Origin of the sequence: Kitasatospora sp. NPDC057936 (assembly GCF_042887525.1) — a bacterium.
Lineage (GTDB): Bacteria > Actinomycetota > Actinomycetes > Streptomycetales > Streptomycetaceae > Kitasatospora.
The window spans coordinates 14,746-36,754 of record NZ_JBHVPD010000077.1; the positions used below are offsets into that span (position 1 = coordinate 14,746).

The 22,009-nt window shown below is 75.6% G+C and carries 17 protein-coding genes; all 17 read right to left on the bottom strand.

Annotated features, from left to right (window positions below):
• Positions 1-85: 85 nt before the first annotated feature.
• Positions 86-1,459 carry a DUF6519 domain-containing protein gene (locus ACFVU9_RS32250; RefSeq protein ID WP_387599516.1) on the bottom strand — a complete coding sequence of 458 codons (1,374 nt, stop codon included), beginning with the start codon at positions 1,457-1,459 and terminating at the stop codon, positions 86-88.
• A gap of 21 nt (positions 1,460-1,480) precedes the next feature.
• Complete coding sequence (locus ACFVU9_RS32255; protein WP_387599519.1) at positions 1,481-3,601, bottom strand: hypothetical protein; 2,121 nt, start codon at positions 3,599-3,601, stop codon at positions 1,481-1,483.
• Positions 3,598-6,888, bottom strand: a complete 3,291-nt coding sequence (locus ACFVU9_RS32260; protein ID WP_387599522.1) for a putative baseplate assembly protein — start codon at positions 6,886-6,888, stop codon at positions 3,598-3,600. Before ACFVU9_RS32260 ends, ACFVU9_RS32255 begins: the two co-directional genes overlap by 4 nt.
• A complete protein-coding gene (locus ACFVU9_RS32265) occupies positions 6,885-9,737 on the bottom strand; it encodes a putative baseplate assembly protein (protein ID WP_387599525.1) in 2,853 nt (950 codons plus the stop codon). The genes ACFVU9_RS32260 and ACFVU9_RS32265 overlap by 4 nt, the downstream gene beginning before the upstream one ends.
• Positions 9,738-9,810: 73 nt before the next feature.
• Positions 9,811-10,173 carry a GPW/gp25 family protein gene (locus ACFVU9_RS32270; protein WP_387599527.1) on the bottom strand — a complete coding sequence of 121 codons (363 nt, stop codon included), beginning with the start codon at positions 10,171-10,173 and terminating at the stop codon, positions 9,811-9,813.
• A gap of 3 nt (positions 10,174-10,176) precedes the next feature.
• The gene (locus ACFVU9_RS32275; protein ID WP_380440832.1) at positions 10,177-10,527 is read right to left on the bottom strand and encodes a hypothetical protein; all 351 of its coding nucleotides are present in this window, start codon (positions 10,525-10,527) and stop codon (positions 10,177-10,179) included.
• 3 nt (positions 10,528-10,530) lie between these two features.
• A complete protein-coding gene (locus ACFVU9_RS32280; RefSeq protein ID WP_387599530.1) occupies positions 10,531-11,061 on the bottom strand; it encodes a phage baseplate assembly protein V in 531 nt (176 codons plus the stop codon).
• The gene (locus ACFVU9_RS32285; RefSeq protein ID WP_380440828.1) at positions 11,058-12,179 is read right to left on the bottom strand and encodes a hypothetical protein; all 1,122 of its coding nucleotides are present in this window, start codon (positions 12,177-12,179) and stop codon (positions 11,058-11,060) included. Before ACFVU9_RS32285 ends, ACFVU9_RS32280 begins: the two co-directional genes overlap by 4 nt.
• On the bottom strand, positions 12,172-12,507 hold the full coding sequence (locus ACFVU9_RS32290) for a LysM domain-containing protein (RefSeq protein ID WP_380440826.1): 336 nt from the start codon (positions 12,505-12,507) through the stop codon (positions 12,172-12,174). Before ACFVU9_RS32290 ends, ACFVU9_RS32285 begins: the two co-directional genes overlap by 8 nt.
• Positions 12,508-12,564: 57 nt before the next feature.
• Entirely contained in the window at positions 12,565-13,197 is a 633-nt protein-coding gene (locus tag ACFVU9_RS32295; RefSeq protein WP_387599533.1) for a hypothetical protein, read from the bottom strand.
• On the bottom strand, positions 13,194-15,242 hold the full coding sequence (locus tag ACFVU9_RS32300) for a DUF4157 domain-containing protein (protein WP_387599536.1): 2,049 nt from the start codon (positions 15,240-15,242) through the stop codon (positions 13,194-13,196). Before ACFVU9_RS32300 ends, ACFVU9_RS32295 begins: the two co-directional genes overlap by 4 nt.
• Positions 15,239-17,131, bottom strand: coding sequence for a DUF4157 domain-containing protein (locus ACFVU9_RS32305; RefSeq protein WP_387599539.1), 1,893 nt, complete (start codon positions 17,129-17,131; stop codon positions 15,239-15,241). Before ACFVU9_RS32305 ends, ACFVU9_RS32300 begins: the two co-directional genes overlap by 4 nt.
• Positions 17,121-17,405 (bottom strand): hypothetical protein, encoded by a 285-nt coding sequence (locus tag ACFVU9_RS32310; RefSeq protein WP_387599542.1) that lies wholly within the window; start codon positions 17,403-17,405, stop codon positions 17,121-17,123. The genes ACFVU9_RS32305 and ACFVU9_RS32310 overlap by 11 nt, the downstream gene beginning before the upstream one ends.
• Positions 17,402-19,399 (bottom strand): ATP-binding protein, encoded by a 1,998-nt coding sequence (locus ACFVU9_RS32315; protein ID WP_387599544.1) that lies wholly within the window; start codon positions 19,397-19,399, stop codon positions 17,402-17,404. Before ACFVU9_RS32315 ends, ACFVU9_RS32310 begins: the two co-directional genes overlap by 4 nt.
• Positions 19,396-20,586 (bottom strand): DUF4255 domain-containing protein, encoded by a 1,191-nt coding sequence (locus ACFVU9_RS32320; protein WP_387599547.1) that lies wholly within the window; start codon positions 20,584-20,586, stop codon positions 19,396-19,398. Before ACFVU9_RS32320 ends, ACFVU9_RS32315 begins: the two co-directional genes overlap by 4 nt.
• Positions 20,583-21,266, bottom strand: coding sequence for a hypothetical protein (locus ACFVU9_RS32325; RefSeq protein ID WP_387599550.1), 684 nt, complete (start codon positions 21,264-21,266; stop codon positions 20,583-20,585). The genes ACFVU9_RS32320 and ACFVU9_RS32325 overlap by 4 nt, the downstream gene beginning before the upstream one ends.
• Entirely contained in the window at positions 21,263-22,009 is a 747-nt protein-coding gene (locus tag ACFVU9_RS32330; RefSeq protein ID WP_387599553.1) for a hypothetical protein, read from the bottom strand. Before ACFVU9_RS32330 ends, ACFVU9_RS32325 begins: the two co-directional genes overlap by 4 nt.

The window sequence follows — 22,009 nt, forward strand, 5'->3', positions numbered from 1 at the left end:
GCCCCTGTGCGGTGAGTGGGCCGACAGCCCTCGACCGGCTGCCGGCCCACTCGCCGGTGCGTCCGGGACTGCCGGTCGGCAGGGCTCAACTGCCCAGGGGGCGGAAGGTCTTGCGGGGGGACGCGTCGATGGTGGCGCCGTTGACGTAGGCGAGCGGCGCGTAGTGGTACTGCACGCCGGTCGGGGCCTGGGCGGCGGGGCCGTCGGCGCCTTGGGGCCACAGGACGTCGCCGATGGCGGTGCGGGCGGGGACCAGCCAGTGGTCGCCTCGGCGGTAGGTGCCGGCCTTGGCGCCCGGGGCGGGCTGGAACCGGACCTGGACCCCGTCCTCCAGGTCGAGCCAGGTGTTCTCGACCAGGGGGAGTGCGCCGTCGTCCGCCGCCGCGAGGTGGTCCCAGCGGCGCAGGAACGGGTGGGGGCCGAGGCCGCAGTCGTTGTCGCCGTCCTGCCGGTCGAGGGTGACGAGGAGGTCGACGGCGTCGATCGCGAGGACCTGGCGCAGGCGGGGCGCGGGCCGGGGCGGGTCGGTGATGACGGTGTCGTCGGCGACGTGCCCGGTGGTGGTGTCGTCGACGAGTTCGACCCAGTCGCCCACCTCCAGGCCGAGCTTGCCGTCCCGGCCGAGTGCCGAGACGGTGGCGACCGCGCCGTGGAGGGCGGTGACCGGGAACACCACGGAGGCGTTCTCCCGGGACCACTTGAAGGTGGCGCCGGGGAGGAAGCCGCGGCGTGACTTCGGGCCGGTGGTGGCGGGCCAGGCGGGGCCGCCGGTGTGCACCTCGATGCGGTAGAGCTGGTTCTCCGGGCCGCGGAACCGGCTGTCCGGCGGCAGTTCGCAGCGGTCCTCGGAGACGGTCGGCGGCTGCTTGGCGCTGGCGCGCAGCTGCCCGGTGGGGCGGAAGGCGGCGAGGCGGGTGGCGAACTCGGTCAGCGCGTCGGCGGTCGTGGCGGCGGCCACCGGGAGTGCGGCGACCTGCCAGACGGTCTTCGCGCGGGCCGCCGTGTCCGGTCCGGGGTCGCCGAGGGCGACCTCGCGGATCGCCGGGTCCTGGAGGGAGGTGATCAGCCGCTCCCACACCCGCAGGTACACCACGAAGGGCTTGTCCTGGGGGAGTTGGGCGGTGGGGTCGGTCGGGTCGAGGCGCAGGTCCGGCTGGGTCCAGTAGGTGGTGTCGAGCTCGTTCTCGACCAGGATGCCGTCCACGTACATCCGGCCCGCCGGGATCTTCAGGTCCTCCTGGGGCTTCCTGCCCGTGACCGCGTCGATCGCGAAGCCGCCGCCGACGGCGGGTGCGACGGCGGGGCCGAGGAGGTCGGCGATCGTCGTGCGCAGCTGGTGCAGGAGGAGGGCGCCCTGTTCGTTCAGGTCGGCGTCGAGCTGGACGCGGCCCTGCTGGGTGAGGACGGCGGAGTAGTGCTTGCCCGGGTCGAAGGTGGTGCGGGAGAAGTCGCCTTGCATGGACGGGCTCCTAAGGGGCGGTCACGTGACGATCACGAGGCCGGCGTCGCAGCCGGCGGGGGTGTACTCGGCCAGGCGCAGCCGCAGGTTGTCCTCGCGCTGGGGCTGGAAGAGGTCGTGGAAGGCGCCCATCTCGGAACCGTCGTCGGCGCCGCGCCGGATCACGTCGGGGCAGTCCTGGGCGAGTTGGGCGTAGCCGGGGGTGCCGTAGCGGGTGCTGGTGAAGCGGGGGAGGGGCGGGCCGTCGACGCAGTGGAACCGGCGGGGCGTGCGGGAGCCGGGGCCGAGCCGGGTGAAGCGGACGCAGCCGGACTGGCGGTGGTCGACGTGCAGGCAGCCCGTGACGATGGTGTTCTCGACCAGGCCGACGGCGTGGGTGAGGACCGAGCCGAGGACGGTCGTGCGGCGCAGGTCGACGACGGCGTGCGCCGGGCGGCGGTCCGGGGCGGACAGGGCCGCGAGGCCGTGGGCGGTGGCGTCGAGGACGCTGTCGCGCAGCGAGACGCGGTTGGGCTCGGCGTGGACCTCGTCGGCGTTGACGACGACCGGGCCCAGGATGCTGTGCTCGATCCGCAGACAGGCCGGGGTGTCGGCGAGTTCGACGCTCGCCTCCTCGACGTGCTCGGGGTTGCACTCCTGGTCGAGCGACCAGCCGGGCACGAGCGTGCAGTGGCGGACGGTGACCGCGCCGACGCCGCCGGAGACGCGCAGGCCGCGGCCGGCGATGAGGAGGCCGTCGAAGGTGATGCACGGGGGCTTCCCACCTGGCGCAGGGCCGGGGCCGATGACGTGCAGGGCGTCGGGGCGGTTGCTGCTCCAGTCGAGGATGCGCACGAGCGGCCGGGTCCGCTGGGCGGCGCGGATGGTGAGGCGGTCGCCGGGGTCGAGGGTGACGGCGAGGTGCTCCAGGTAGTCCCCGTTGTCGGTGATCTCGATGACGGCCTCGTGCCTGCCGCCCGGGTCGGCGGCCTTGTCGGCCTGCCAGCGGCGCAGCGCGGCGTCGATGCCGGTGAGCTGGTGGCCCTTGCCGACCGGGTAGAACGCGGGCGGGCGGCGCAGATCGACCGGGCGGACGTACTCGCCGCCGCCGAGGTCGGCGCTGAAGCCGTAGTGGTAGTCCACCCACACGCCCTCGGTGGGTGCGTGGCGGGCGGGGAAGGCGATCCGGCCGAGGACGGGGTCGACCGCGACCTGGTCGTTGGCGGGGTGGTGGCGCCAGCCGGTGAGGTCGGCGGGCACGATCCGGTGCAGGGGCACGGGCTCGTCGCCGACGTAGACGCACAGGCTCTTGCCGGGGCCGTAGAACTGCGCGGTGCGCTCGGCGAAGGCGCGGCGGCGGATGAACGCGGGCACGGCGCTCTCGTCGGCGAGGCGCGCCCCGGGGGCGTTGACCGGGCTGACGATCAGCGGCGCGCTGTTGCCGAGCACGCTGAAGGTGAAGCGGGTGCGGGCGCGGTCGTCGCAGTGGGCGGGCGCGCGGGTGACGGGGTACGGGCGCAGCCGCCAGAGGAACAGGCCGACCTCGGGGATGTTGTAACGGCCCTGGGTGCGGGCCGAGTCGATGCGGCGGACGTCGACGGTTCGGGCGGTGCGCTCGAACGGGCCGCCCAGGCGGTCGAGTTCGTCGACGGCGTGGAGGTCGGCCGTGCGGCCGCGGGCGAGCCGGCGGCGGTCGGCACGGGGGTCGCGGCCGAGGAGGCGGACGGGCTGGGTGAGGCCGAGGAGGGTGCGGAACTCGACGGCGTGCGCGGGCCAGGCGGCGACGTCGGCGGCGAGCTGCTCCAGGAGGGCGAGGGTGCCCTTGCGGCGGCGGTTGGCGACGGTGTGGGCGACGTCGCGGCGGCCGGCGACGGCGGCGAGGAGGCGGCGGGCGGCCTCGGTGGGGGTGCCGCCGGGCGGGGTGGTCAGGGCCTCGGCGGAGCCGGGCAGGACGCGGTAGCCGACGAGCTCGCCGAGGTAGGGGGCCACCCAGGCCTGGCAGGTCTCGATGAACCAGTCGTCGGCGAGCTGGTCGATGTCGGCCTCGATGACGTCGGCCTGCTCCTGGATGACGCCGATCAACGCCCGGAGCGGCCAGCCCTGTTCGGCGTCCCGGGTGCGGACGACGGCGGGGAGGAGGTCGTACAGGCGGTCGGCGATCACGGGAGCCTCCGGAGGGTGAGGGCCTCGGGGACGTCGGCCGGGAGGACGGCGAGTTGGGCGGGGCGGATGCCGCGGTACACCGTGAGGTGGCGGCCGATGTCGAGCTTCGGCGAGTCCAACGCCGGGTTGAGCGCGGCGAGTTCGGCGAGGTCGAGGCCGTACCGCTGGGCGACCGTGGTCAGCGTGTCGCCGCGGACGATCCGGTGCCGGATCTGCTCGAAGTGGGCCGGCAGTGCCGGGAGGCAGGCGCTGGCCGTGGTCAATCCGTCGGCCAGCTGCGCCAGTTGGATCGGGGTGACGTCGCCGGGCACGTCCGCGAAGACGTGCACGTCCGTGTAGTCCACGCCCTCGACGCCCTGGATCGTCGCGATCGCCTCGCTCAGGTACGAGGGCCGCCCGAGCGTCCGCGCGGCGAAGCCGAACCGGGCCGCCAGCGCCGCCCGGACGGCGGGTTCCACGAGCTCCCACGCGTAGTCGGGCAGCACCTTGACGCCGGCGTCCAGCACGATCAGCCGCAGCTCCCGCGCGGCCACCCGGACCGGGACGCCGATGTCCCCGAAGTCCACCAGCGAGCGTTCGAGCGTGGTGAACAGGTCGGACAGCGGGTCGACCGGCGCGTCCCCGACCGCCGCGACGGTCACGTGCACCACCTCCCGGGTGCCGTCGAAGAGCTTGGCGGCGCTCGCCTTGCCGATGCCCGCCCGGGCCCGGGTGAAGTCCTCGTAGTCCTGGACGGACACCAGCCGGTCGAGCGCCCGCAGCCGCAGCGGAATGACGGTGCGCGCGTCGTCGGGGCCGTCGCCGTCGGCGCCGCCGGTGGCGGGCAGCGGGTTGGTGACGGCGCTGACGCCGAGCGGGCGGGCGGCGAGCTGGTTGACCTTGCCGGCGGGGAGGTTGCCGGAGGCGCCCGCGCCGGTGCGGTAGCGGGCGGTGACGTTCTGCGTGCCGGTGGGGAGCCGGGCGCCGTGCACGCCGTCGCCGAACGCGACGGTGGCGCCGCGCAGTTCGTAGGCGTGGTCGTTGGGGCCGTTGAGTGCGAGGGCGGGGGTCTCGTGCCAGGCGACGCCGTTGACGCGGGGGGTGAGGGAGTTCTGCGCGCCGAGGGGGTTGTCGGCGGCGGTCCAGGTGAGCGGGGTGGAGTCGGAGACGAAGTGCAGCGGGAACGCCTGGCCCGGCACGCTCGCGTCGCCGCTGCCGAGGACGTCGTCGCGGGTCTCGCCCTGGGTGGCGGCGACGACGTTGCCGAAGACCGTGACGCTGGACCGGCGGTAGGTGTAGGCGAGGTCGTTGGCCAGCAGGAGGCGGGTCTGCGGGCCCTGGCCGCGCTGGAGCACCGGCTCGCCGTCGACCGTCCGGTCCAGCCGCTGGCCGACGCCGGCGATCATGGCGAGTTCGGCGGCCTGCACGCCGCTGGTGTGCGGGACGTCGGTGCGTTCGCCGGAGACGACGATCCAGCGGCCGGGCTTGAGGCCGTCGTAGCACTGGGCGAGGTCGATCGCGGCGGCGCCGACGTCGTCGGGGATCGGCGGGCCGACGGGGGTGAGCGGCTCGCCCTGGGCCCACAGCGGGGTGCCCCTGGCGAGCTTCGACGCCTCGACCGGGGTGTCGAACTCCAGCATGGTGACGGTGACTTCACCGATCTTCCGGCCGCTCGGGTCGGTCACGTCGAGCTGGGCGGGCAGGACGCGGTCGGGGAAGAGGACGAGCGTGTCCGTGCCGTCGCCGGTGCCGACGAGGACCGGGCGCCCGGGGAGGACCGTGTCGTGGACGGAATCGAGGAGGACCTGGTCGACGCGGTTGTCGGAGGCGGGCGTCTTCCGCCGGGCCAGCGCGACGGCGGCGCGGACCCGCAGGACCACGAGCCCGGCGAGCGGCGGCGGGTCGGTGATCCGCTCGCGCCGCCACGCGTCGTACAGCCCGCTGAGCCGGGGGTCGGCGGCGGCGAGCAGCCGCAGGTGGGCGTCCGCGTCGGGCCGGAACAGCTGCCGGACGGACGTGTCCAGGGCGCGCGCCGACGTCGGCGGGCGGGACGGCGGGCGGCGCAGGGCCGGCAGGACGGGCGTCAACGCGACCAGCCCGACGGCCTGGTAGGGGTCGGGGCAGTCGTCGCCGCCGTCCGTGGGGTCGGCTTCGCAGCTCACCGGGCAGACCAGCGAGCGGGCGAGCGAGCGCAGTCCGGTGAGCTCGGGGTCCGTCCGGCGGGCCAGTCGGGCGGCGAGGACGAGCAGGGCGGCGCCGTCGCTCCGGACGGTGGCGACGGCGCTCGGGGTGGTGGTGGAGTCGGACCCGAGCCAGTCGGCGAGGGCGCAGCTCGCGCCGCGGGCCGCCAACGCGACGGCCTCCGTGAGCCGTTGGAGCTCGGGGGCGACCTCGAACAGGGCGCCGGCCGGGGTGAGCGTGGGCAGGAGCAGGGCCGCCAGCGGGGTGAGGATGTCGCTGACGATGCGTGCCGCCACCGGGTCGGTACGGGTCACGGCGTCCCCGGTGGCGGTGCGCACGGCGTCGGCGAGGGCGGCGACGGCGGCGGTGAACGCGCCGAGCGGTGTGGTGGCGGAGACGAGCGTGACCTCGGTCCGTCCGGCGGTGAAGTCGACGGCGGACTCGGCGACCGTCCGGGCGTGGACGTCGGGGGCGAGGCCGGTCGGGGCGAACGTGAACAGCAGCCGGTCCCCCTTGCGGAGGTTGGCGGTCGTCCCGTCCACGGCGAAGGTGACGAGCGCCGAGTCGATGTTCTCGCGCGTGATGTCCGGCGGGTCGGCGAGGCGGACGGCGAGGGTGTTCCACTCGGCGCGGGCGACGAGGTCCTCGCTCGTCTCGAAGGTCTGCGGCAGCTGCCCGGCCGCCGCTTGGCTCTTCACCCCGGACCCGGCCGGGACGAGGGTGTGCGCCCCCGGGTCGAGCGTGTACGCGAGGTGGGTGCTCGACCCGAGCGGCGGGCGGGGGCGGTGGCCGGCGAGCAGGCCGAGGTGGTCGAGGGACTCCGGCTCGGTGGCGGTGCGCAGGTAGCCCTCGTCGGCGATGCGCTCCTGGTAGAAGGTGAGCACCTCGCCGACCACCGCCCAGCAGTCGAGCAGGGCGATCGCGGGGTCGTCCGGTTCGCGGGTGGTGAGCGGGTCGAGGGCGCGGCGGCTGGAGAGCCGGGCGAGCATGGACGCGCGGAAGGTCGCGTAGGTGCCCGCGCGGTAGGCGAGCGCGGGCTGCCCGGGCGGGTTGAAGACGGGTGTCGGCGTGACGGCCTCCACGCCTGTACAGCAGGTGTCGGCGCAGGAGCCGGACGTGCAGGTCATCGGCCGCCCTCCAAGTCGAGCGCGAGGCGGCCGTGTTCGGGCCGGGACGGGTCGTTGTCGAGCTGCGCGACCTCCAGCGGCCCGATCGGCAGCACCCCGCTGGTGAGCGCGTCGCCGCGGTCGGCCGGATCGGCGAACAGGCGGTGCAGGCGGGTGACTTCGGCGTGCTGCACGCCGGGGACGGCCGCTGCCGCCGCGACCAGCCGGCTGACCCGGACGGGGTCGCCGAAGACGAGCGCGTCCGGGGCGAAGAGCGCGGCGAAGGCGGCCAGCAGCCCGGCGCGGACGTGCCCGGCGACGTGGTCGGGCTCGACCCGCACGTGGAGCGCGACGTCGAGCGGGACGAGCGTCGCGGTGGACTCCGCGAGGTCGTGGCCGATCCGGCGGTAGCGGAACAGCGCCGCCCGGACGGCGTCGAGCAGCGCGTCGGGGGCCGTCTCGGTGCCGAAGGCCTCGACGGCCACCTGCGCCTCGTACCAGCTGCCCGTCCAGCGGAGGTCCGCCGCCGCCCGGCGGACGCCCGGGACGGCGGCGGCCAGCGCCGCGTAGTCGTCCGCGGTGATCGCGCGCAGGAGCCGGGTGGTCGGCACGACCGGCGCGAGGCGGCGGACGTCGTCGACGGGCTCGGGATCGACGCCGCCGGCGGCGGGCAGTGGGTTGCGGACTGCGCGGATGCCGTGCTGGTGGGTGGCGCAGAGGACGATCCGGCTGATCGCCTCGGGGCCGACGTTGCCGGGCGTGCCGTTGCCGACGCGGTAGCGGGCGGCGCACTGCGCGCCTGGGGCGTCGGCGAGGGGGAACGCCGCGCCGTTCAGGCCGTCGCCGAAGCGCAGCAGCAGGACGCCGTCGTCGTCCGTCTCGCCGACGAAGTCGCGGTCCGCCGGGCCGCTGTCGAGGAGGTCACGGCGGGGGTGCCAGTCGTGGCCGTCCTGGTCGGTGAGGCAGACGGCGGGCAGCGCGGCGCGGGGGTCGGGGGTGGTGGCAAGGGCGGCCGGGCCGCGGAACGCGGGGTCGTCCTCGCGGAGGTGCGCGGCCTCGTCCTCGCCCCAGCTCTGCCCGAGCTCCCAGCCCTCGGCGTCGTGCCGGAGCACCTGGCCGGCCCTCGCCCGGCGGACGAGCTCGCGCAGGCGGGCGAGCTTGGCCGCGAGGAGGTCGTCGAAGCGGGCGAGCAGGGTGCGCAGCGCCTCGCGCGGGTGGTCGTCGGCACCGAGGCGCTGGAGGACGGCCTCGCCGAACAGCACGACCAGATAGGCGCGTTCGGCGGGAGTGAGCGTGCCGTCGTGCGGGGGCAGGCGGTGCCAGATGGCGGTGAGGCGCTGCCGGGCGCGGTCGGGCAGGCCGAGGAGGCGCGCGGCCTGGGCGGCGGCGATGACGGCGTCGGTGGGGAAGGGGGCGCTCTGCGTCACGGGGAGCAGGCGCAGCGCGGGGGAGAAGCGGACGGGCAGCGGCGGGTAGGCCGGCCGGCCGACGGTGTCGTCTGCGCAGCACGAAGGACAGCCGGGTTCCTGCGCCGGCGCGACCGGCACGTCGATCGGCTCCGCCGGCTGGCGGCACCAGTCGATGCTCGCGCCGTGCTCGACGAGCACGGTGTTGCCGCGCGCGACGCCGACCTCCAGGTCCGTGCAGTCGGGGCCGCCGCGCGCGCTGACGCAGAGCGGGAAGGCCAGCGCGTCCTCGTGGGCCCAGGTGACGTTCAGGAGGGGCTGGTCGTAGAGCCGGTCGAGGTCCTCGGTGACGGAGACGAGGCGGACGGCCTGGCGGTGGGTGCGGTCGGCGTCGGCGGGGGCGCCCGTCCTGGCGCCGAGGACCTCCTCGAAGACCAGGACGTCGCCGGGGCGCAGGCACAGGGCCCGGCGGTCCGGTGAACCGTCGGCGAGGGAGGCCGAGGTGGCACCGGCCGGGAGGCAGCACTCGGCGTCGCCCCACGTCCACACGTGGATCAGGTTGTGGGCGGGGCGCAGCGGCACGGGTTCGGCGTGGACGGGTTCGAAGACCTGGTACGGCGGCAGGTGGCGGCGCTGCTGGAGGTCGGCGGCGAGCAGGGCGGGGCCGAGCTCGGGCAGGACGGTGGGGGCGAGCGTGAGGAAGCGGAAGTCCCCGGCGGGCAGGGTGAGTTCCTCGTCGGTCTCCAGGCAGACCCAGGCGCGGGCGGCGCAGCCGTCGTGCATGGCGTAGTCGACGAGCCGGGCGTGGCGGCGCACGGAGACGCGGTGGCGGGCGGTGTCGAGGTAGGCCTCGGTGGCGGCGGCGTCCTGGCGGTAGCCGAGGCGGTCGGCCTCGTAGGCGAGGAGTTCGACGAGGGTGATGACGAGGTCGGGGACGTGCCGCTCGGTCCAGGCGGGCATGGTCAACGAGAGCCGGTCGAGCAGGAGTTGGCGGAAGCTCGCGTAGTCCTTGGCGAGGTAGTCGATCTCGGGCGCGGGCGGGTGCGCGGGCGCGCAGGTGTCGGCGGGGGCGCAGTCGAGCGTCGCGCATTCGGGCCGGAAGGTGAACGCGGCGCTCGCGTGCCGGGGGTCGAATCCGGGGTATGGGTCGGTGCTCGGCCTGCCGTGCGGGTCGGCGCGGACGACGCTCAGACGGTAGGCGGAGAGATCGCCGGGCCGGTCGACGGCGAGGACCAGCCGGTCGGCCAACTCCCGTTCCGCGTCGGCCTCCCGGCGCACCGCCGTGACGGTGATGCCGGTGATCCGCTCGCCGCCGTCGATGCGGAAGTTGGCGGGCGTGAGGCCCGCGGGCGCCTTGCCGAAGAGGACGACGACGAGGGCGTCGTCGAGGACGTCCACGCTGTCGATGCCGTTGAGGTCGGAGGAGCGCAGCTTGGCGCGCCGCCGCTCGTCGGAGCAGGTCATGCCCCCACCTCGCTACGCTCGGCAGAGGCTGTGACCCATGGGCACCTCTTGATGGTTCGCTCGCTGCGCTCGCTCACGGCGCCACGCTCCCTTCGAGGACGTCGGTGCGGACCTCGCCGGTGGCGATGAGCAGGTAGCGCAGCTCGATGCGCAGGGTGCTCTCCTCGGCCGTCACCCGGAGCGAGTCGACGACGATGACGTCGCCGAGCCAGCGGTGCAGGGCGCCCTCGGCGGAGACCTGGAGGGCGGCGGCGAGTTCGACGCTGTCGGGCTCGAAGACGAGGTCGAGCAGGCCGCAGCCGAAGTCGGGGCGGTTGACGCGCTCGCCGGGGGTGGTGAACAGGAGCTGCTCGATCATGTCGCGCACGTGGTCCGGGTAGGCGGCCTCGGCGGTGCGGCCGCGGCCGTCGATGCGGAAGGGGAAGGCCGGGTCCATGGCTCACAGCCCCGTGACGAGGGTCTGCATCGCAAGGACCAGCGGAGGAGCGGGAGTCGGCGACCCGATGCACACCCCGCCGCCGGGCACGGGCGGCGGGGTCGGCGGCGGCGCCTGCACCAGCAGCGGCGCGCCGTTGACGAGCACGGAGGACACGTTCGCCCACTGCACGGTCGCGCACGGCGGCGTCACGGCGCAGCCCGCGATCACGAGCCGGCCGGCGCTGGTCGCGACCGGCATCCCCTGGACCAGCGCCCCGGGCGGCCCGGCGGGCAGGATGGTCACGGTGCCGCCGTGCGGGCAGGTCATGGTCGCTCCGGTGTGGAGGGCGAGGCCGGGCATGTGGTCCCCCAAGCGCTATTGCGGTACGACGAGCGTGCCGTTGTTGATGATCACGGAGGTGCCGACGAGGCGGATGCTCGCGAGGCCGGGCCCGCAGGAGAGTTCGATCCCGGCCTCGCTGAGCTTGATGTACGGCCCTGCGGCGCCGTGCAGTTGGAGCCGGATGCCGCCGGTGGGCTCGGTGGCGTCGGTGAGCAGCACGTAGGTGCCGCCCGGGGTGCTGAGCACGACCTGCGGCACCTCGGGCGGCACGAGCGCGGCGACCGGCGGCTGCTCGATCGTCCCGCCGCGCCAGAACCCGGTCCACACGGCCCGGTTGACGTCGCCGTCCTCGAACTTGACCCACACGCCGGATTGCACGGCCGGCACGACGTGCATCCCGGCGGTCGCGTACTGCGGGACGGCCCAGATGCACGGGTCGTTGCCCAGGACGTCGTCGACCCGGACCATGACGCGGTTCTGTTGCAGCGGGTCGAAGTTGGAGACGACGACGCCGCGGTAGAGGTCGCGGAAGTCGGGTTGCTGGTTGGCGCTGGGCGCTGTCACGGGGCCACCCGGTCGGTGAAGGGGACGAAGCCGTCCCGGGCGAGGGTGAAGCTCTGGGTGTACTCGCCGCGCTTGATGTCGTGGGTGACGCTGCCGACGTAGTACAGGCCGTCGTACGCGGGGCCCGCGCCGCGCACGCCGACGAGGCCGCGCGCGGCGAGCACGCGGCCGTAGCGCAGGACGTCGAGCTTGCCCTGCCCGGACACGGCGTCGGCGGCCTGGGACGTGACGCTGACGGCGCGCAGCATCGCGTCGGTGAGCGAGCGGTCGGTGACCTTGACGAGCGGCTCCTCGCGCAGGGCGACGGCCGGGCGGGCGGCGAGCGGCGGCTTGAGGAGACTGAGGCTGGGGATCGGCACCGAGATGCCGATCTTGGTGGTGGGTTCGGTGATGCGGACGGTGTACTGCGTGCGCGCGAGCCCGTCGAAGGAGAAGGACAGGTGCTCGACGTTGTCCGCCGCACCGGAGTTGACGGTCAGCGCGGGCTGCGGCACGCCGATGCGCACCTCCGGGCCCCAGTAGGCGATGCTCGTGCCGGGCGCCGGTCCCGGCACGAGGTAGAAGGTGTACCCGACCTCCTGGCCGAGGCTGCGCAGGTACGCGAGGTCGGTGGACGACTGGACGGGGATCTGGTCGAGCGGGTTCGGGACGGTCGGGACGATCGGCGGGACGGCGACCGGAACGACCCCGTACAGCGCGTACTTGAGCAGGACGAGCGTGGCGCGGACGTTGTGCGGCATGGCCGGGTAGCAGGCGTGCTCGGTGCGCAGGTCCATGAGGAGGGTGAGGTCCTCGCCGGTGACGGTGAGCGTGCCGGTGCCGGGCGCGTCGCCGGGGTTGAGCTCGTGCCGGGTGATCACGCCGTCCATCAGCACCTCGGTGGAACCGGCGACGATCGCGGCGATCACCACCCGGGCGGGCGGGTCGAGCAGGCCGGCCGGCAGCAGCGTCCGCGTGATGACGGACTTCTTGCTGACGGCGAAGGTGAGCTGGAAGCCGCTGCGGGCCCCGGCGCTCGACGTCACCTGCACGGACTGCAGCGCGTCCATGAGCGGCTGCGGCGCGGGCGCGGTGACGATGTCGCCGATCCGGAGCAGGAGTTGGACGCTCCTAGCCATGGAGCGCTCCGGGGACGAGCAGCGAGGCGGCGCCCGGCCCCGGCACGGCGGGCAGTGTCACGCGCAACCGCCGCCCGGTGACGGCGAGTTCGTCCGGGTCGTCGGCCCGGTTGGCGTCCGCGAGCTGCCAGGCGAGCTCGGCGTCGCCCAGTTCGGCGAAGGCGATCCGGTCCGCCCGCTCGCCCGCGGCGACGACGTGTTCGCGCAGGAGGGTGAGGTCCTCCGGGTGCGGCAGGAAGCGCCGGCGGACGTACGTCACCGTCCGCCCGTCCGGCAGGCGGTGGGTGGCGGTCGGCAGGGCGCGGTAGCGGCTGGTGAGGGCGAACACGGCTGTCTCCTCGTGGGGTCGGTCGGACGCGCGGGGTCGGTCGGACGCGCGGGATCGTCAGACGCGCGGCGTGCCGACGTCGGAGACCGGATTGCGGACGGACTGCGCGAAGCCCTCCTTGCGGCCCTGGTAGGTCAGGTAGAGCACCCCGCCGTGGTGCTGGTGGCCGAGGTCGTCCACGGTGAGCACCCGCACGCCGACCCCGACCTTCGCCCGCACCGGGTTGAGTGCCTGGTCGAAGAACTCCTCGGTGACGGTGAACTCGGTGATCCGCACCGGCACCACCCGCTTGGGACCGAGCACCAGGACCAGCAGCGGCGACTCCATCGGCGCCACCTCGATCTGCCCGGCCCGCGCGAGGGCGTCCTCGTGGCGCAGCTGCTCGACCGTCGGGTACATGCTCAACTCCAGGGCGGAGAGCACCGGGTGGAGCCCGTCCGGGTACTTCTCCGGGGCGTCGGCGGCGTCGAACTCGGCGTCGAACCGGAACTGCTCGTGCGCCGGCCCCTTGAGCCGCAGCACCTCCAGCCGGTCGCCGGGCTCGCTGCCGATGCCCTGTGGGGTGAGCGTGCGGGTGAGCGTGTCCGGGTTGTACTGGAACGGGATCGTGCGCTGTACGGTGCCGCGGTCGGGGTCGACCAGCACGAACCCGCCGCGCACCGGGTTGAACGCCTCGGGGAACGCGGTCACGGCCCCTCCTCTCCTGGCAGGAAACGGATCCTGGACGTGCCGACGAACGGGATCTCCAGCGTGGCCCGGGAACAGGCCCCGCCGCGGACGCAGGTGTCGAACAGGGCGTCACTCCAGGCGGTGCCGAAGGCGATGTCGGCGGAGACCGTCGCGTCGACGGCGCGCAGGGCGGTGAGCGTGTTCTCCAGGGAGTTCCTGATCCGTTCGAGGTCCACGGAGGCGGCGAAGAGCTCGGCGAGCTCGCCGGTGCCCTGGGTCGCGGTCGCGATGGCGACGCGGGCCGACTGCGACTCCAGGATCGCCATCGCGGCCCGGTGCTTGGCCCGGACGGCGGTCAGGGCGCCCTCGACCTTCGCGATCCGGGCGGGCAGGTCCCAGCGGGACGAGGTGAGCTGGTCCACGCGCTCGGAGAGCCGGCCGGCCGTGCGGCCCGCCGAGACGGGATCGGCCGCGGCGCCGAGCAGCCGGAAGGACTCGCCCTGGAAGCGGCCGGAGAAGTCGGCGGCCGCGTCCCGCCAGGCCTCCGCCTCGGTGGCCATCCTGGCCGCGGCGGCCACCTCGTCGGGAAGGACGAGGCCCTGACCGGAGAGTCCGCGCTGGGCGATGGCGGTGAACTTGTCCAGGAGGTCGAGCGCGCCTTTGACCTGGAGCACCTGGGTGGCGATCACGAAGACCCGGGCGGCGGCCAGCAGGCGCAGGTTGGTGCGGGCGGCCCGGCCGGTCTCGGCGGCGAGTTCGAGGGCCTCGGCGGACGGGGCCGTCGCCGCACGGCCCGTCGGCGGCACGCGACCGGCGGTGGTCGCGGGGACGGCGCGGGCGGCCGCGGTGGGCCCGCCGGCGGCGGGGGGAGGCGCTCCACCGGCGGGAGGGGCGCCAGGGGCCGGAGGCGCCGCGCCGCCGGGCGGGGGTGTGCCGCCCGGCGGTGGCGTTCCGCCGCCCGGCCCGCCGCCCGGTCCGCGGGTGATCGTCCCGGTGAGGGAGATGTCCACGGGCCGGAGGTTCAGCAGCTGACGCGCCACCCGGTAGTCCTTGGTGCCGGCCACCAGGGGCACGCTGGTGCTCTCGGGCGCGACGCGGACCCCGACGGGCTTGAGGTTGCCCGGGTTGTTCCGCACCACGCGGTCGAAGCTCCACAACTCGCCCCCGCCCGCCACCGCCTCGCCCGCGATGATGGCGTCGGCGGGTGCGATCGGGACCTTGGCGGCCTTCACCTGCTGGAGGAAGGACTGCGCGCCCCCGGCGGGGAGCGCGGGGGCGCGGCCGATGCCCAGTTCGTCGAGGAGCAGCTGATTGGCGACGGCCTGGCGGGGGATCGCGCGGTTGACGATCAGCTCCTGGTAGGCCTGGTCCGACACCAGCACCCTGACCCCGGACGACAGCATCGACCGCAGGGCGTTCGCGGCCCCGGTGTTGCCGCGGGCGATCTGGTCGAACACGCTCGGGTCGAGGAAGACGACGCGGGCCGGGGCCGGACCGCCGGGCGGCGTCTGGCGCGCCACCACCCCGCTGGTGCGCGCGGTGGCCAGGACCGGCGTGGCCGCCCCGGCGGTGACGGAGCGCGCCACCTGCTCGGCCTCGCGCTCGGCCGGAGCGTCCGCCGCGCCCACCTCCAGCGGCGCGGCGGCGAGCCCGGGGGCGGCCTGCCGCTGCTGGACGACGTGCGCGAGCTCGTGGGCCAGCAGGTGACGGCCCTCGGTGGTGTGCGGCGCGTAGCGGCCGGACGCGAAGACGATGTCCGTGCCGACCGTGTAGGCCCGCGCGCGGACGGCCTCCGCCGACGCCGCCGCGCGGTCGTCGGTGTGCACCCGCACACTGCTGAAGTCCTGGCCGAAGCGCGGTTCGAGCAGCTCGCGGGCCTCCGCGTCGAGCGGCGCCCCCTGGGAGCCGAGCACCGCGCGGACCTCCGGCGGTGCCAGCGCCGGGCCTTCGCCGGTGGCGTGGCGCCGCAGCTGCGGTTCGTCGGTCTCGCACCCGCAGGCCTCGGTGCCGCAGCGCCGGAGGACGGGCGTGCGGTCGGCGGGTTCGGCGACTTCGCGGGCGGTCACGGCTGCCTCCCCGGGGCGGGCAGGCGGTCGGCGAAGTGCCGGTACAGGTGGGGGCGCAGGCGCTGGAAGGTCTCCGGGTCGGTGAGGTAGAGGGCGAAGGACTCGGCGTAGAACTCGCGCCAGTTGCGGTCGGCGTAGGTGGTGATCCGGGTGTCGCCGTCCTGGGCGGCGGCGGTGCGGAAGGCGGCGGCCTCGCCCGTGGGGAGGGCGTCGGTGAGGGTGTTCGTCCCGGTGCGCGGGTCGCGCACGAAGCGGGCGCCGGACCCGCCGCGGGCCGTGCCGACGGCGGCCCGGGCGTCGTCGTCGGCGTGCCGGACCCGGTCCCAGGCGGCGGTCTGGCCGGGCGGGATGGAGAACCGTCCGCCGCGCCGGGGCCGCCCGTTCTGCTGGAGGAAGGTGTTGCGCGCCGTGGTGGCCTGGGCGGCGGCGGTCTGCGCGGCGCGCAGGGCCGCCCAGTCGTACGCGTGCCCGAGCTCGTGCGCGATCAGCCGCTGGAAGCCGCTCCCCGGCTGGTCGGGGCCCTGGAAGGCGCGCAGGGAGCCGGCCCGTCCCTGGAAGGCGCTGTCGGCGACGGACACGGTGTGGTCCGCGAGCGAGTACTCGGCGTCGTGTCCCGAGGGCAGGGAGGCCACGCGGACGAACGTGATCTGCTCGATCCGGCCGAGGACGCCGTCGGGGACGGCGGCCAGCGCGCCGAGGAGCTGGGCGTACTCGCCGTCGGTCCAGGCGGTGCCGCGGACGAACCGGTGCCGGGTGAACAACTCGTCGCCGCCCGGCCGTGGTTGGCCCTGGTCGCGCTCCGGCCCGAGGGTCGCGAGGTGCTCCACGAGCACCTCGCGCCGGACGGGCGGGCCGGGGTGCTCGACCTCGGTGAACCGGTAGGTGCCCCGGCCGCCGCCCTGGGCGGTGAGGTCGAGGCGCAGCGTGGTGCTCCGGTTCGGCGCGAGGAGCGGCGGGGTGTCGGTGACGAGGTAGCGGGCCAGGTTGGCGAGGCCCGTCCGCTGTCCGGCGGGGATGGTGGGTGCGAGCGTCACGGCGGTGTCCGGCGGCAGCGGGCGGATGGGCGGATTGGGGCCGAAGACCGTGGCGATCCCCGCGAGGGTCACGTCGTCGGTGGTGACCCGGATCCGGGTCCGTTCGGCGGCGGGCAGGGCGTCCAGGAGGACGTTCCGCTGCGGGTCGGGGCGGGTCTCGGGCCAGCCCCAGGCGTGGATGAGCTGCTGGTGCCGGAGGTAGAGCGCGTCGGTGGTCGTGCCGGGGGAGGCGGCGGCCGCCGCGGTGAGCAGGGTGCGGACGGCGTCGGCGTAGGCCCTGCGGAGGGTGCCGGTGCGCGTCGGGTCGCCGCCCAGCACCGCGGTGATCGCGGTCGAGGCGTCGTCACGGATCCGCAGGAAGTCCTTCAGCCGGCCGGGGACGGCGGCGGGCTGGACCCGCACCAGCGGCCCTCCACCGGGGCCCGGCGGGCCGGAGAGGCCGTAGTACTCGGCGGCGCCGCGCAGGAACCGGGTCGCCTCGTCGACGAAGAGCCCCCGGTCGGTCTCCGGCGGGGCGACCGGCTGCCCGGCGGGTTGGCGGGCGAGCCGGGGGCCGGTGGTGCGCTGCTCGACGACGTGGCCGAGTTCGTGGGCGAGGAGCCGGTCGCCGTGCTCGGTGCCCGGGGCGAAGTCGCCGTTGGCGAACACGACGTCGTGGCCGACGGTGAACGCCTGGGCGTCGGCCGCGCGGGCCGCCCGGTCGGCGTCGGCACCGGTGTGGACACGGACCTCGCTGAAGTCCTGGCCGAGGGCGGCGCCCATCCGCTCGGCGGTGGGCGCGGGCAGGGGCGCGCCGGCGTTCTCGGCCTTCCCCCGGGCCCGGTCGGCCGGACGGTGGACGTGTTCAGCGCCCATCGCGCACCGCCCGGAAGACGGATCCGGCGAGCTCGCGTCCGGTCGACTCGGCGCCGCCGACGGTCACCTCGGGACCGCGCAGCACGCCGGCCCGGGCGGGGCGCCACGTCGCCGCCGGGGCGGAGGAGAGGAGGCGGGCGAGCTCGGTGCGCAGGGCGGCGGCGATCGCCTCCGTGGCGCCGCGCGAGCCGTCCGGGCCGTCGGGACCGTCCAGGCCGTCCAAGCCGTCGAGGCCGTCGAGAACAAGGTGGTCGATGTGCAGCTCGATCGTCACGGCCGCTCTCCTTCCCAGGCGAAGTCCCGCTCGGTCATGGGCAGTTCGAGCTTCTCGAACTCGCTGCGGGCGGCCGACAGGACGTGCGGCATGGTGATCGGCGTGCCCGCGGCGGCGGCCAGGAAGGCGGCGTTGACGGCGATGTTGCGGATCATGCCGCCGCTCGCCTGGAGCCGGGCGAGCCGGTCGAGGTCGAGACCGCCCCGCGGGGCCGGGTCCGGGAACGCCTTCGCCCAGATCGCCTGGCGCTGCTCGGGGCCGGGGAACTCGAACTCGACGACGAACCGCAGCCGCCGCAGGAACGCGCCGTCCAGCGCCGAGCGCAGGTTGGTGGCCAGCACGGCGAGGCCCCGGTAGGCCTCCATGCGCTGGAGCAGGTAGTTGACCTCGATGTTGGCGTAGCGGTCGTGCGCGTCCCGCACCTCGCTGCGCTTGCCGAACAGCGCGTCCGCCTCGTCGAAGAACAGGATCGCGCCGCCGTCCTCGGCCGCGTCGAACAGGCGGCGCAGGTTCTTCTCCGTCTCCCCGACGTACTTGCTGACGACGGCGGACAGGTCGATCCGGTACAGGTCGAGGCGCAGGTGGTGGGCGAGCACCTCGGCGGCCATCGTCTTGCCGGAGCCGCTCGGGCCGGCGAACAGCGCGGCCACGCCGAGGCCCCGGGTGATGCGCTCCCCGAAGCCCCAGGTCTCGTAGATCGTGGTGCGGTGCGCCACCTGGTCGGCGATCCGCTCCAGCGCGCGCCGGCCGGCCTCGGGCAGCACGATGTCGTCCCAGGTGACCTTGGGTTCGAGGCGCTGGGCGAGGGAGTCCAGGCGGGGCCGGGTGCGGATCCGGCAGGCCCGCCAGGCGGCCGCCGGGTCCCCGTCGGCGACGGCGGCGGCCGCGCGGATGGCGGGCAGCTCCAGCCCGAACTGCGCGGCGAGCGCGTCCGTTTCGGGCACCGGGCCGTAGAAGTCCCGCCAGGCGCGGGCCCGTTCGGCCGGGGTCGGCGGCGCGACGTCGAGGAGCAGTGCCTCGCCGTCCGGGTCGGGGCGGCCCTCGCGGGCGGCGAGCAGGCGGGCGCCGCCGGCCCGGGCGAGGAAGCGTTCGGGCAGCGGGTCCGCGGGGTCGGTGTCCTCGGCGTCGAGGTAGAGCGCGAGCGGCAGGAGGGCGGCCTCGCGGCGCCAGAGCCGGGCGAAGTGGTCGAGTGCGGCGGGTTCGGCGGGCAGCAGCGCGGCGGGCAGGCGGCAGACGAGCAGTCCGCTCTCGGCGGCGGCGCGGGCGGCGACGAGCCGCTTGCCGGGGGCGTCGGCGCCGACGAGCTGGACGACGGGTGCGCCGGGCCGCCGCCAGGTGCGGGCGATCTCGTCGGCGACGGCCTGCTGGGAGGGCGGCAGGTCGGCGGGGGAGCCGGGGCGGAAGCGCTCGACGAGCGGGGTGAGGCGGTCGTCGAGGTCGTTCAGGCCCTTGAGGTGGTTGACGATCCGCTCGTCCGCGCGCAGGACGCTGCCGACCAGGCTCTGTCCGGGCGGGCGGGCGATCTCGACCAACTGCCAGTAGCGCAGGCCGCCTTGCGGGGAGACGACGTCCCACGCGGGGTCGGGGAGGACGGCGAGGGCGAGGCCGAAGGTGGGGTGGGTGAGGCGTTCGTCGCCCTGGGCGAGGGCGTAGAGGCGGGTGATGGAGGGGTCCAGTTCGACGGCCGCGCACAGGAACAGGGTGTCGCGCTCGAAGCGGGTGAGGCCGAGGCGGCCGGCGAGTTCGGCGAGGGGTGGGGTGGCGACGGCCTCGACATCGCTGATCTTCATTGCAGCTGAAGCGAGTTGACGATCGGTCACTTTCGTGACGGTCGGAGTGGCCGCGGCGCGGCGGAACCCCCGGGTGCGCGGGAGTTCCGTCCGCGCCGGACCGTCCGCGATCGCCCGGTGCAGCAGCAGCCGCAACCACGCGAGCGACGCGGCGAGGAACCGGCCGTTGGCGGCTTCCTTCTCCTCGCCCGTCCCGCCGCTCACAGGACCGTCACCGCCTGGCTCGGGTCGAACACCGGCCGGGTGCCCGAGCGGTCGACCAGGAGGCTGTCCACGCCCGCGACCCGCAACCGCACCAGGTGCCGCCCGGGGGCCGCGTCCGGCACGGTGAACCGCGCGTGGCCGGGCGGGCGCGGCACGCCGTGCGGCAGCGGGTCGGGTGGGACGGCGCGGCCGTCGAGGACCAGCAGCACCGGTTGTCCGGGCAGGGCGGCGGGGGAGTAGCGGACGTCGATCTGTGCGCTCCCGTCGGCGTGCCGCCCGACCTGCGCGGGCAGGTGCGTGATCCGGGGCGCGACGGCGAGCGGGACCTCGTTGGTGAGCTGCCCGGCGAGGGAGAGCCCGGCCGACCAGAGCCCGGCGGCCGTGCCGACGGGGACGGTGAACTGCACCTGGGTACCGGTGACGTGGTCCGGGGCGACGGCGACCGGCGCCGGGAGCAGCGGATGGCTCAGCCGCACCTCGGCCGGGGCCGCGAGCCCGCTGCCGCGCAGCACCGCCGTCTCACCGCCCCGGACGGCGGGCTGCCCGCCCGGCGGCACGGCGGCGTCGAGGGCCGGCAGGCCGAGCGGGAGGAAGCCCTGCGCGACGGGCCCGCGGTCGTCCGCGCCCCGGGTGAGCACCGGCACGGGGACGGTCGGCGGGCGGTGGCCGTCGATCAGCACCACGCCGACCTCGTAGGCGACCGACATCCGGTACGGGGTCTGGAACGCCGTCCAGAGCGAGTAGATGTCCTTCTCGCCGAACGGCTGCCAGGTGATCCGGATCCGGTCGAGCTGCTTGGCGACGTCGCTCTCCGGCGCGAACGCGGCCAGTTCGCCGCGCTGGAGCACCGGGTTGTCGTTCAGGACGCGGACGGCGCGGGCGAGCAGCCGCTGGGCGTCGAGGCCGGGGTCGCGCTTGACGAACGGCGTGACGAGGTAGTGCAGGGTGAGCGGGAACGGCGGACCGCCGCTCTCGCCGGGGGCGAGGTCGGGCTGGCCGGCGTTGCGCAGGGCGTCGTCCACGTCGGCCTGGAAGAGGTAGAGGTTGACGAGCTTGTCGCGGGTGCCGTCGACGAGTTCGTCCAGGGGACGGGTGTCCACGCCTGCGCCGGGCACGTCGGCCAGGGCGCCGAGCACGAGTCCGCTCAGGGTCTTGGTGACGGCGGCGATGGCCTCTTCGTCGCTCACCTCCCGCCGCCCCCCTCGGAGCGGGTGCGCAGGTAGTCCTCCAGGCTCATCGCCGGGCGCCGCCCGGGGATCCGGCGCGGCGGCTGCGGGACGGGCGGCTGGCGGCCGGTGCGGACCTCGACGCGGCCGATGGTGATGCGCACGGTCGGCACCGCGGCGGCGCGCTCGCGCCGGGACGTGAGGAGCGGGTCGACGAGCGACGCGTCGATGGGGGAGGACGGCACGGGGCGCGCGCGGACGGGGTCGGGTGCGGGCGCCGCCGGGGCGTCCTCCGCGTGCTCCTCGGGTGTGGCGTGCTGCTCCGACGGGCCCTCCTCCTGCGCGGGTTCCCCGGGCGGGGCGTCCGCACGGCGGGGTTTCGGGAGGGCGAAGGCGGTGGGTTCCGCAGGCCGTCCGGGGCCGGTGGGGGGCTCCGCCCGGACGGCCTGCGGAGGTTCGGGTGCGCGCCCGGTGGAGGCGCGCTGTGCCAGGGGGAGACCGGGCGGCGCGCCGACGGGCAGCTCCTGCTGGGCGGCCGGAGGGTTGGCGTCAGCGACCTCCGACTCCGCGGGGAGAGGGGAAGGTTCGGTGAACGGAAGCCACGGCTGCGTCCTCCGCCGGGGCTCGAAGAGCGACCCGATCAGCGGGCGGACCGGTGGCCCGTCCGCGCCGCCGAGCAGGCGGCTCACGAAGTCGTTCATGCCGTCACCAACTCCAGGTACAGCTGCCGTCGTTCGGGCCCGACCGCGAGCACCTCGGCCTCCGTCCAGCCGTAGGCGGTGGCGAGCGCGTGCACGTCGTGGAGCAACCGCCTGGCGTGGGCGTCGAGTTCGGCCCACAGGTAGCCGGAGGCGTCGAAGGGCGACGTCCAGGCGTGGCCGCACTCCGCGCAGTCGAGGTCCAGCCGGACGTCCGCCTGCGGATCCCGCCCGGCCAGGGCGCCCGCCACGGCCTCCAGGACGTCCGCCGGGAGCGCGTCGGCGGCGACCGGCCGTCCGTCCGCGACCGCCGAGGTCAGCACCCGCCGGAGCAGGGCCCGCCGGGCGGAGGCGCGCGGCGCGCCCCGGACGGCGAGCAGGTCCCGGGTGGTGACCGGACGGAACGCGAGCTCGAAACCCCCGGCCCGCACGACGCGTTCGCCCTCCGGCGCCGCGGCGGTCACGTCCTGCGCGGTCAGTTCGAGTTCCAGCTCCGTCCGGCAGGACGGGCAGGTGACGGCGCACGGCAGGCCGGGGCCGAAGCACCGCACGCGCAGGCCCAGCACCAGCTCCTCGCGCCGCCCGACGGCCAGGTCCGCGACGGCCGCCGGATCGCCGCCGCCCGCCGCGGCGAGCACCAGGGCGCGCCGGACCGGGTCCTGCCCGCGCCCGGCCTCCCAGACGGCGAGCAGGCCCTCCTCCGTCAGCGCGGTGACATCGGCTGGGGCTCCGGTGAGTTCGTCCAT